This window comes from Micromonospora sp. AB353 (assembly GCF_049538395.1).
Classification (GTDB): Bacteria; Actinomycetota; Actinomycetes; order Mycobacteriales; family Micromonosporaceae; genus Micromonospora; species Micromonospora aurantiaca.
Map to the genome: position 1 here is coordinate 1 of NZ_JBMVFV010000132.1, position 9947 is coordinate 9947.

Consider the following 9947-nt stretch of genomic DNA (forward strand, 5'->3'; position numbering starts at 1 on the left):
GGCGACGGCCAGCCGGGCCGGCCCGACCGCCTGCCCGGTCAGGCGGCGGAACAGCAGCCGTCCGGCCAGGTAGACAGCCGCGCCGCCGAACAGCGCCACCGCGGCCGAGCGGTTCAGCCGGGGCCCGGACTCCGGGTCGGCGACGTGCTCCAGCACCTGCTCGACACCGAGCGCCAGGTAGATGACGCCGACGACGAGCAGCAGATGGGTCTGGCTGTAGGCGTCCGCGGCCATCCGGTCCCGCTGCGCCGCCGGTGCGGCGGCGAGCGCCCGGGCCGCCGCCGGGGACGTGCGGTGGAAGTAGAGCCACCAGAGGCAGACGGTCACCACGAAACCGACGAGCGCCACGGCGAGGACCGGCGGCTCGGTCACCGCCGACGCCGCGCCCACCCCCGCGGCCACCACCGACTCCCCCAGCGAGATGATCAGCACCAGGCCGTACCGCTCGGCGAAGTGCGTCGGGCTGCGCAGCGGCCAGGCGCCCCGGCGGGCGTACGACAGCCGCTGCCCGGCCACCTCGATCGCGAAACCCAGCACCCACAGCGCCGCGTGCGCGGCACCGTCCAGCAGCGCGCCGACCAGCAGCGGCACCCAGCCGGCGGCGCTGACCAGCGCGAAGAACCGGATCCGGGCACGCAGTTCCGGGTCACCCGCCGCGGCCCAGTGGAACAGCGCCAGGTGCACCACGCGCAACACCACGTAGGCCAGCACGACGATCAGCGGCCCGTCCAGCCCCGGACCCGGCGTCCACGCCTGCGGCATGGCGAGCGCCGCCAGGAACAACGCGGCCATCGCGACCAGGAACCCGCCGCGCACCACCCCGACGTCGGCGGGCGTGTGGTTGCCCAACCAGGTGTACGACAGCCACGCCACCCAGAGCAGCACGAGCAGGAGCAGGCCCTTGGCCATCGCGGCCGGGGTCGGGTGCGGCTCGATCAGCGCCATGATCCGGGTGAGCGCGAAGACGAAGACCAGGTCGAAGAAGATCTCGAAGGGGCTGACCCGGCGCTCGTCCGGCCCCGGCCGGGGCGCGCGCAGCCGTCGTCGCACCCGTTCGCGTCCCACGTCCGCCGCCCTCCGCCGGTCCACCTCCTGCGCCGACGGTAGGCGGCCCCGGACGGCCGGTCGGGTGTTTCCCGCGATCACGCCCGGCACGGTCTGCCGGACCGCTGTCCGCTGGGCGGGCGACGAGGCGGCGCGGCCAGGCTGTCAGGCAGGGCGGCGGCGGGCGGCTCAGCCGGCGTCGGCGTCCGGCCAGGCGGCGCGGACCAGCGCCGGCAGCACCTCGCCGGCCGGGCCGCGCAGGTTCACCGCGCAGATCGCGTCCAGCGGCGTCGGTACCGGGTTCACCTGCACCACCGGGGCGCCGAGGCGGGCCGCGACGAGCGGGATCTCGGCGGCCGGGTGCACGAGCGCCGAGGTGCCCACCGTCAGCAGCAGGTCGCAGCCGGATGCCGCCCCGACCGCCGCGTCGAGCGCGGCCGACGGCAGCGCCTCGCCGAACCACACCACACCGGGACGCACCGGCGCGCCGCACCCGGCGCAGGCGGGTGGCGTGACGCGCCCGTCCGGCGGTGCCGGCATGCCGCCGGGTGCCACCGCGTCGCCGGACGCCACGCCGTCGCCGGGTGCCGCGTCGTCCTCCGGCGCCGTTGCGTCCTCGGGGATCGGCGCGGGCCGGGCGCAAGCCGAGCAGCGGGGCGCGAACAGGCTGCCGTGCAGGCGTACCGGGGCCGGCACGCCGCCGCGCTCGTGCAGGTCGTCGACGTTCTGCGTGATCACCACGGTGTCCGGCAGCCGGGCCACGATCGCCGCGACCGCCCGGTGCCCCGGGTGCGGCTCGGCCCGGCGCACCCCGCGACGGCGTGCCTCGTACCAGCCCCAGACCAGGGCCGGGTCGGCCCGGAACGCGGCGGGGGTCGCCAGCTCCTGCGGGTCGTACCGCTGCCAGAGCCCGGTCTGGGCGTCCCGGAACGTCGGCACGCCGCTCTCGGCCGACATGCCGGCCCCGGTGAACACCACCGGCCGCCGGGCGGCGGCGAGCAGCCGGCCCGCCTCGGCCGGCTCCGGCCCGGTCACACGTCCACCGTCAGCAGCACGTCGACCCGGTCGCCCAGCTCGATGCCCTCGGCCCGGCGCGCCGCGACCCGCAGCGGCACCACGTACCGGCCGTCCTTGGGCCACAGCGACGTCCGCCAGCCGGTCTCGCCGATGCGGACCGTCACCGGGATCATGCCCCAGCCGTACGTGACCGACGCCGAGGCGGCCTCGATCGCCGCGCTCTGCTCGTCGGGCACGGTGACGAAGTGGTAGGGCGCCGGGCCGCGCCAGAACCACACCTCGCCGCTGAACGCCAGCTCCATCCGGTCAGGATAGGGGCCGGGACGGACGCGCCGGCAGCAGCCGCAGCCCGGCGCCGGGCCGGTTCGGGGTAGGGCCAGACCTACCCGGAAGCGGGGTCCAGGCGGCTGGGAAGCACGGTGCGGCCTGGCTAGCGTCGGGTCATGACCGTTGATCACGGGTTGGCCGGCGCGATGCGCGGTCGCCGCTACCTGCTCTCCGCCTGGCCGTGGCGGGCCCTGGCGTACGCCGTCACGACGCTGCCCCTGGCCGGCGCGGCGGCGCTCGGCGCGGCGGTGGTCGCCGCGCCGCTGCTGCTGGTGGCCGGCGCGCTGCGACGGGGCCGGCCGGTCGACGCCCCGGCGCTGGCGGTGCTGGCCGTGCTGGCGCTGGCGGTGGTGGCGTTCGCCCCGCTGGCCGGCGCGCCGGTGGCGGCGGTCGAGCGGTGGCGGCTCGGGCTGGTCGACGACCGCCCGGTGACCGCGCCGCGGTGGCGTGGGCTCGTCGCCCGCCTCACCACCGCCGCCGGGTGGCGGGAGGCCGCGTACCTGGCCGTGCTGGGCGTGGCGGTGCCGCTGGCGTACGGGATGGTCGGTCTGCTCGTGCTGCTGGACGCGGTGCTGGTCGCCGGTCCGTGGCTGGCCGGCGGCGAGGACCGGATCGTGCTGCTCTGGGCCACTGTCGACTCCCCGGCCGAGGCGGCGCCGTACGCGCTCGCCGCTCTGCTGGCGGTCCCGGCGCTGGTCTACCTGGCCGGCCTGCTCGTAGCGGTCCAGGCGGCGGTGGCCCGCCTGCTGCTCGACGACGCGCCCGCCGGGACGGCGCTGCGCGAGGTGACCCGGTCCCGGGCCCGCCTGGTGAGCGCGTACGAGGCAGAGCGCCGGCGCGTCGAGCGGGACGTGCACGACGGCGTGCAGCCGCGCCTGACCAGCCTCACCCTCCAGCTCGGGCTGGCCCGCCTCGACGTATCGGACGACTCCCCGGCGGCGGGGCCGCTCGCGTCCGCGCACGAGCAGGCCAAGGAGCTGATGGTGACGTTGCGCGGGATCGTCCACGGCATCCGCCCGGCGCAGCTCACCGAACTCGGCCTGGCCGCCGCCGTCGGTGACCTGGCCGCCCGGTCGGTCGTCCCGGTCACCGTGCACGCCGACCTGACCCGCCCGGTGCCGGAGCTGGTGGAGACCACCGCCTGGTACGTGGTCTCGGAGACGCTCGGCAACGTGGCCCGGCACGCGGGCGCCACGCGGGCCGAGGTGCGGCTGATCCGCGACGAACGGCTGCTGGTGGTGGAGGTACGCGACGACGGCCGGGGCGGCGCCGACCCGGCGCGCGGCACCGGCCTGACCGGGCTCGCGGACCGGGTGGCCGCGGCGGACGGGCGGCTGCTGCTGTCCAGCCCGCCCGGTGGGCCTACCCTCGTGCGGGTGGAGCTGCCGTGCCGTCCGTGACGCGCGTCGTCCTGGCCGAGGACGAGGTCCTGCTCCGGGAGGGCCTGGTGGGCCTGCTGACCCGGTTCGGCTTCGCGGTGGACGCCGCCGTGGGTTCCGCCCCGGAGCTGCTCGACGCGGTCCGCACACACCGGCCCGACCTGCTGGTGACCGACATCCGGATGCCGCCGCAGCACCGCGACGACGGGCTGCGGGCGGCGGTCGCGTTGCGCGCCGAACGCCCGGACCTGGCCGTGGTGGTGCTCAGCCAGCACGTGCAGAGCGGGTACGCGGCCGCGCTGCTCGACAGCGGCGACGGCAACCGGGTCGGCTACCTGCTCAAGGACCGGGTGGCCGACGTCGCCGAGTTCGCCGCGACGCTGCGCCGGGTGGCGGGCGGCGGCACCGCCGTCGACCCGGACGTGGTGCGGCACCTGCTGGGCCGCCCCCGCGACCCGCTCGGCGCGCTGTCCCCCCGGGAGCGGGAGGTGCTGGGGCTGGTCGCCGAGGGCCACTCCAACGCCGCGATCGCCGCCCGCCTGTACGTCACCGAGGCGGCGGTGGGCAAGCACGTGGGCAGCATCCTGGCCAAGCTCGACCTGCCGCCGGACGAGGACACCAACCGGCGGGTGCTCGCCGTGCTGGCCTGGCTGCGGGCGGCGCGCTGACCGGGCGTTACAGACTCATCGGCACGGGGTCGGTGGCCGGCCGATGCCGGAGGCGCGCAGGCACTCCCAGCGGGCGTGCTCCGCGTACTGGAGGTAGACCGCCTGGTTGAGGTGTCCCTGCGTGTCGAGTTCGTAGCCGCGCACGGTGACGCGTACCCGGAACGGATCTGCCATGCCGGCAGCCTCACCAGGGGCGCTGCGTAATCCGCGTGCGCTCCGGGCCGCGTGGTCCTAGCCTGCCCGGCGTGACCCTGGAGATCGTGACACTGGCGCAGCGGCCGGGCCTGGCGCCGCTGCTGGACACCGACTTCGACGGCGCCTGGCCGCCGTTCATGCTCTGGGATCCGATGGGCGCGCTCTACTACGGCGTCGCGCACGAGTTGTACCCCGAGTTCGTCTTCGCCGCCGTCGACCCGGCCGAGCCGGGACGGGCCGTCGCCCGCGGGTACGCGGTGCCGCTGCGCTGGACCGAGGACGAGCTGCCCGACGGCGGCTGGGACCGGGTGATCCAGCGGGCCACGCTCGGCCGCCTCACCGGGTCCACCCCCAACCTGGTGTCCGCGCTGGAGATCTGCGTGCGTCCGGACCGGCGCGGCGGCGGGGTGTCCGGGCTGATGCTCGCGGCCATGCGCGCGGCGGTGGCCCGTGCGGGCTTCGACACGCTGGTGGCGCCGGTGCGCCCGAGCGGCAAGGCCGCCGTCCCGGACGCGCCGATGACCGAGTACGCGGCCCGGCGCCGCCCCGACGGACTGCCGGCCGACCCGTGGCTGCGGGTGCACGTCCGCGCGGGCGGGGTGATCGAGCGGGTCGCGACCCGGTCGATGACGGTGACCGGCACCCTCGCGGACTGGCGGCGCTGGACCGGGCTGCCGTTCGACACCTCCGGCCCGGTACGCGTGCCCGGCGCGCTGACGCCGGTGCTCGTCGACGCCGACCAGGACCACGCCGCGTACGTCGAACCGAACGTGTGGGTGCGGCACCGCCTCTGAGCGGGCCTGCCGGTCAGGCCGGCCAGGCGTGCCCGATCCCGTCGAGCAGCAGCACCACGCCCTCGGTGGCCGCCTCCCGGTCGCGGGAGATCTCCCGGTACTCCGGCGAGGTGGACCAGCGCTCGAAGTCCTCACGGCTGTCGAACGACAACAGCACCGCCTTCTGGTGCGGCCACTCCCCCTCGACCACGCGGGGGGCGGTGTCGGCGGCGAGCAGCTTCCCGCCGTAGCGGGCCAGCACCGGCGGGAAGGCGGCGGCATACCTGTCGTAGCGCGCCCGGTCGTGGATGGTGAGCTGTGCGAGGGCATAGACGGTCACCGGCTCAGGCTACCGACGTCCGACGGCTGCGGCCTCGTCCGTCGGGCCGGATCCCGCGTCGCCGCGAGCCGGGCCGACTGTCCGGTGTGCTCTAGCCATTATGGCCCTGACCTGCGAATACTGGTAGCAGTACCGCGCGGCGTGGGGGAAAGAGGTGGGGCGCGATGATCGAGCAGGAGACCCAGCCGGAGGCCATACCGGAACCCCGGAACGCGCCGGAGGGCGGGCCGTCCCGGCCGGCCGTGCCGGTTCCCGGCGCGGTGTGGCAGGTCCGCGTACGGACCAAGCTCGACGACCTGTACCAGCAGCTCGCGGTGCTGTCCCCGCGCGACCCCGAGCGGGCCGAGGCGCTGCGCGCGCAGTTGTCCCGGGTGGAGGTGGTGCTCGGGCGCAGCGGCGTGGTCGAGTGGATGCGCGGCGGCAACCTGGAGTACGCGTGGCAGACGATCCACTCGGTGGAGCGGGCCATGGTGGCGCTGCGCTCCGCGGACGAGCTGACCGGGCTGCTGCCCGCGTACCGCAGCGCGGCGGCACAGGTGCTGCCCGCCGACGACAAGGTGCTCACCGACCTCGACCCGTCGGCCGGCGCCCCGTCCGAGGCGCTGCTGCGCGCCCGGGTGCAGGCGTTGCTGCTGCGCTACCACTCGGCGTCCGACGAGTTCCACGAGTCGGCGCGCCGGCTGCGCAACCGGATGCTGGGACTGTCGGTGTTCGCGCTGCTGGCGGAGGTTCTCGTGGTGCTGGTGCAGTGGCTCAGTCACGACGTCCGGCTGCTGGAGGCGCCGACCGACGCCGGTGGCGTACCGGCCTGGCGGCTGCTGTTCTTCGTGCTGATCGCCGGCGCCCTCGGGGCGTTCCTCAGCGCGCTGCCGTCGATGATCACCTCCCGGTCCGGCGGGCTGCCCTACAAGCTGCCGTTCCAGCAGGGGCTGCTCAAGCTCGCCGTCGGCCCGCTGGTCGCGGTGGTCGGCATCATGCTGGTCATCGGCGGCCTGGTGGAGACCAGCGTGAGCAGCACCGCCGCGCTGCTGGGCCTGGCGATCGTGTTCGGCGCCGGGCAGCAGGCGGTCACCGCGTTCGCCGACCGGCGGGCGGCCGAACTGCTCGGCCCGGCGGCCAAGAGCTGATGCCGCGCGGGCGGCCGCCGGCCCTGGGTAGCCTGATCCCATGATCTTCATTACCGCCAAGTTCCGGGTCCGTCCGTCCGACGCCGACCGCTGGCCGCAGATCGCCGCCGACTTCACCGCCGCGACCCGGGCCGAGCCCGGCTGCCTGTGGTTCGACTGGTCCCGCAGCCTGGACGACCCGACCGAGTACGTGCTGGTCGAGGCGTTCCGGGACGACGAGGCGGGCGCGGCGCACGTGCAGTCGGAGCACTTCCGGACCGCCCAGCGCACGCTGCCGCCGCACCTGGCCGAGACACCCCGGATCGTCAACACGACGGTGCCGCAGCAGGACTGGTCGCGCCTGGGCGAGATGGCGGTGCCGGGCGACGCCTGACCGGGTGACCGGTCCGGCGCGGGCGGCGGTCGTGCCGCCCGCGCGGCCGGTCAGGGGATGGTCAGGCCGTACGCGGCGAGGATCTCCAGGATCGGCTGGTAGTAGCTGGTGCCGCCGCTCGTGCAGTTGCCGCTGCCGCCGGAGAGGACGCCGATGACGGTGCCGGTCGCCGCCACGTAGAGCGGGCCGCCGCTGTCGCCCGGCTCGGCGCAGATGTTCGTGCGGATGAGCCCGGTGACGCTGCCCTCGGCGTAGTTGACTGTGGCGTTCAGCCCGGTCACGGTGCCGCACCGCACGCCCGTGGTGGCGCCGCTGCGGCAGACCGCCTGCCCGACGTACGCGCTGCCGGCGGCGGTGACGGTGATCTGCCCCGGGTAGGTGTGGATCGCGCTCGGGTGGGCGACGGTGCCGGTGTAGCGGACCACGCCGTAGTCGTTGCCGGGGAAGCTGCTGCCGGTCCGGCTGCCCAGCACCGTGGTGCCGGCGCTGTCGGCGTACCAGGTGGCGGCCAGGCGGGTGCAGTGCCCGGCGGTCACGAAGTACCAGGTGGTGCCGCGGCGCACGTTCGCGCCCAGCGAGCAGCGCCCGCCACCGCCGTAGATCGCCTGACCACCGGCGATGAGCGTGCGCAGCCGCCCGGGTTCGTGGCGCAGCACCGCGCCGGCCCGGTCGGCGGTCCGGCGTACCGCGGCCAGCTCGCTGCCGCGTACCGTGTCGTCGGCGGTGACGGTCAGCCGGCCGGTGGCCGGGTCGTTCCCCCAGGCGGTGCCGGGCGTGCGGAGCCCGGCCAGGGCGGCGGGGTCGGGTGGCGGGGCGGCGGCGCCGGCCCGGGCGACCGCCGGGGTGCCGGCGAGCAGGGCCGCGAGGACGAGTACGACGAGCGCGGGTCGGCGCATCGGCCAGGACCTCCTTCATCGTCTACGGTCGATTCGCCAAGCATCGGCCCGGTGGCGCGATCCACTCAACCGGCAGAACCGGCGGTTCCCGAAACTTCCGGAGCCGCGGCGGGCGGTACGCGCGCGCCCGCAGGCCGTGCCCGCCCGCGGTTTCCGCCCGCTCAGCGGGTGCCGCGCACCCCGATGTCGACGCATCGAGGTGATTAAGTTTTCGGAACGCTTCCGGTAGGCTCCGGGCAGAGATTCGCTTCGATCCACTCACGATGTGCCGGGGAGTCCCTCCCACCGGACGCGGCCACCGGGCGGCCGCGCGGAGCCGACATCGTGGCGGGCGGTGGCCGAGGCGAGCCGATCCCATTGACAGGCTAGAGAGGCGTTCAGATGGACAAGGTGCTCGCCCGCGGCAGCGGGAGCGCGGCAGCCCGGTCACGCCCGCGGACCGCAGTGGTCGCGATGGTGGCGGGGGCCGCGGTGGTCGCCGCGACGATAGCGGCGGCGACAAGCGCCAGCGCCGGCACGACGCTCGGCGCGTCGGCGGCGGAGCAGGGCCGGTACTTCGGCACGGCGGTGGCGGTCAACAAGTTGTCCGACAGCACGTACGTCGGCATCCTGAACCGCGAGTTCAACATGGTCACCGCCGAGAACGAGATGAAGTGGGACGCCACCGAGCCGTCCCAGAACCAGTTCAACTTCAGCAGCGGCGACCGGCTGGTCGCGCACGCCCAGGCCAACGGCATGCGGGTACGCGGCCACGCGCTGGCCTGGCACCAGCAGCAGCCCGGGTGGGCGCAGAACATGTCCGGCAGCGCGCTGCGCCAGGCGATGCTCAACCACGTCACCCAGGTCGCCACCCACTACCGGGGCAAGATCTACGCCTGGGACGTGGTGAACGAGGCGTTCGACGACGGCAACAGCGGCGCCCGGCGCAACTCCAACCTGGAGCGCACCGGCAGCGACTGGATCGAGGCCGCGTTCCGTGCCGCCCGCGCCGCCGACCCCGGCGCGAAGCTCTGCTACAACGACTACAACACCGACAACTGGAGCTGGGCCAAGACCCAGGCCGTCTACAACATGGTGCGGGACTTCAAGTCCCGGGGCGTGCCGATCGACTGCGTCGGTCTCCAGTCGCACTTCAACAGCGGGTCGCCGTACCCGAGCAACTACCGCACCACGCTGCAGAACTTCGCCGCGCTCGGCGTCGACGTGCAGATCACCGAGCTGGACATCGAGGGTTCGGGCAGCAGCCAGGCCACCACGTACGGCAACGTGACCCGGGACTGCCTGGCCGTGGCGCGCTGCAACGGCATCACGGTCTGGGGCATCCGGGACACCGATTCGTGGCGGGCCAGCGGCACCCCGCTGCTGTTCGACGGCAGCGGCAACAAGAAGCAGGCGTACACGGCCGTGCTGAACGCGCTGAACGAGGGCGGCACCCCGCCGCCCACCACCGCGCCGCCGACCAGCACCCCGCCCACGTCGACGCCGCCGACCAGCACGCCGCCGACCAGCGCGCCGCCGACGACTCCCCCGCCGACCGGCGCCTGCACCGCCACGTTCACCACCAACCAGTGGCCGGGCGGCTTCGTCACCAACGTGCGGATCACCGCGGGAGCCGGCGGGCTCAACGGGTGGACCGTGTCGCTCACCGTGCCCTCGGGCTCGGCCGTCACGAACACCTGGAGCGCCCAGGCCAGCGGCACCACCGGTGCGGTGACCTTCCGCAACGTGGACTACAACCGCCAGGTCGGTGCCGGTGGCACCACCGAGTTCGGGTTCCAGGGCACCGGCACGGCGCCCTCCGGCACGCC

Annotated in this window: 12 protein-coding genes; 6 read left to right on the forward strand and 6 right to left on the reverse strand. The window is 75.2% G+C overall.

Annotated features, from left to right (window positions below; genetic code table 11):
• The 3 genes from ACPCK6_RS28485 to ACPCK6_RS28495 form a co-directional block, all read right to left on the reverse strand.
• Nucleotides 1-1065: low temperature requirement protein A (locus tag ACPCK6_RS28485; protein ID WP_423482741.1), on the reverse strand; the 1065-nt coding region annotated here is incomplete at its 3' end.
• 168 nt (nt 1066-1233) lie between these two features.
• On the reverse strand, nt 1234-2079 hold the full coding sequence (locus tag ACPCK6_RS28490; protein ID WP_423482742.1) for an SIR2 family NAD-dependent protein deacylase: 846 nt from the start codon (nt 2077-2079) through the stop codon (nt 1234-1236).
• Nucleotides 2076-2363 (reverse strand): DUF1905 domain-containing protein, encoded by a 288-nt coding sequence (locus tag ACPCK6_RS28495; protein WP_396884205.1) that lies wholly within the window; start codon nt 2361-2363, stop codon nt 2076-2078. Before ACPCK6_RS28495 ends, ACPCK6_RS28490 begins: the two co-directional genes overlap by 4 nt.
• Nucleotides 2364-2504: 141 nt before the next feature.
• Between ACPCK6_RS28495 and ACPCK6_RS28500 the strand changes: the two genes are divergently transcribed.
• Entirely contained in the window at nt 2505-3788 is a 1284-nt protein-coding gene (locus tag ACPCK6_RS28500; protein ID WP_423482743.1) for a sensor histidine kinase, read from the forward strand.
• Nucleotides 3776-4435: a response regulator transcription factor gene (locus ACPCK6_RS28505; protein WP_423482744.1), complete on the forward strand. Its 660-nt coding sequence runs from the start codon at nt 3776-3778 to the stop codon at nt 4433-4435. The genes ACPCK6_RS28500 and ACPCK6_RS28505 overlap by 13 nt, the downstream gene beginning before the upstream one ends.
• A gap of 15 nt (nt 4436-4450) precedes the next feature.
• On the opposite strand, the gene ACPCK6_RS28510 is transcribed toward ACPCK6_RS28505, so the two are convergent.
• Nucleotides 4451-4609 carry an acyl-CoA thioesterase gene (locus ACPCK6_RS28510; RefSeq protein ID WP_423482745.1) on the reverse strand — a complete coding sequence of 53 codons (159 nt, stop codon included), beginning with the start codon at nt 4607-4609 and terminating at the stop codon, nt 4451-4453.
• Between the two features lie 71 nt (nt 4610-4680).
• Between ACPCK6_RS28510 and ACPCK6_RS28515 the strand changes: the two genes are divergently transcribed.
• Nucleotides 4681-5424: an N-acetyltransferase gene (locus ACPCK6_RS28515; protein ID WP_423482746.1), complete on the forward strand. Its 744-nt coding sequence runs from the start codon at nt 4681-4683 to the stop codon at nt 5422-5424.
• A gap of 13 nt (nt 5425-5437) precedes the next feature.
• Here ACPCK6_RS28515 and ACPCK6_RS28520 read toward each other — a convergent pair whose 3' ends face one another.
• The gene (locus ACPCK6_RS28520) at nt 5438-5743 is read right to left on the reverse strand and encodes a DUF1330 domain-containing protein (protein WP_013286485.1); all 306 of its coding nucleotides are present in this window, start codon (nt 5741-5743) and stop codon (nt 5438-5440) included.
• Nucleotides 5744-5907: 164 nt separating this feature from the next.
• Here ACPCK6_RS28520 and ACPCK6_RS28525 point away from each other — a divergent pair, with 164 nt between their 5' ends.
• On the forward strand, nt 5908-6870 hold the full coding sequence (locus ACPCK6_RS28525) for a hypothetical protein (protein WP_396884198.1): 963 nt from the start codon (nt 5908-5910) through the stop codon (nt 6868-6870).
• 40 nt (nt 6871-6910) lie between these two features.
• The gene (locus ACPCK6_RS28530) at nt 6911-7243 is read left to right on the forward strand and encodes a putative quinol monooxygenase (RefSeq protein ID WP_318334170.1); all 333 of its coding nucleotides are present in this window, start codon (nt 6911-6913) and stop codon (nt 7241-7243) included.
• 50 nt (nt 7244-7293) lie between these two features.
• Here the strand turns inward: ACPCK6_RS28530 and ACPCK6_RS28535 are convergent, their stop codons facing one another.
• The gene (locus tag ACPCK6_RS28535) at nt 7294-8139 is read right to left on the reverse strand and encodes a S1 family peptidase (RefSeq protein WP_396884197.1); all 846 of its coding nucleotides are present in this window, start codon (nt 8137-8139) and stop codon (nt 7294-7296) included.
• A gap of 381 nt (nt 8140-8520) precedes the next feature.
• Here ACPCK6_RS28535 and ACPCK6_RS28540 point away from each other — a divergent pair.
• A partial coding sequence (locus tag ACPCK6_RS28540; protein ID WP_423482747.1) for a glycoside hydrolase family 10 protein occupies nt 8521-9947 on the forward strand: 1427 nt, incomplete at its 3' end.

What these genes read in the sequence shown, in the direction of transcription:
- ACPCK6_RS28495 (WP_396884205.1), bottom strand. Translation starts at nt 2,363, where the DNA reads ATGGAGCTGGCGTTCAGCGGCGAGGTGTGGTTCTGGCGCGGCCCGGCG.
- ACPCK6_RS28500 (WP_423482743.1), top strand. Translation starts at nt 2,505, where the DNA reads ATGACCGTTGATCACGGGTTGGCCGGCGCGATGCGCGGTCGCCGCTAC.
- ACPCK6_RS28510 (WP_423482745.1), bottom strand. Translation starts at nt 4,609, where the DNA reads ATGGCAGATCCGTTCCGGGTACGCGTCACCGTGCGCGGCTACGAACTC.
- ACPCK6_RS28525 (WP_396884198.1), top strand. Translation starts at nt 5,908, where the DNA reads ATGATCGAGCAGGAGACCCAGCCGGAGGCCATACCGGAACCCCGGAAC.
- ACPCK6_RS28530 (WP_318334170.1), top strand. Translation starts at nt 6,911, where the DNA reads ATGATCTTCATTACCGCCAAGTTCCGGGTCCGTCCGTCCGACGCCGAC.
- ACPCK6_RS28535 (WP_396884197.1), bottom strand. Translation starts at nt 8,139, where the DNA reads ATGCGCCGACCCGCGCTCGTCGTACTCGTCCTCGCGGCCCTGCTCGCC.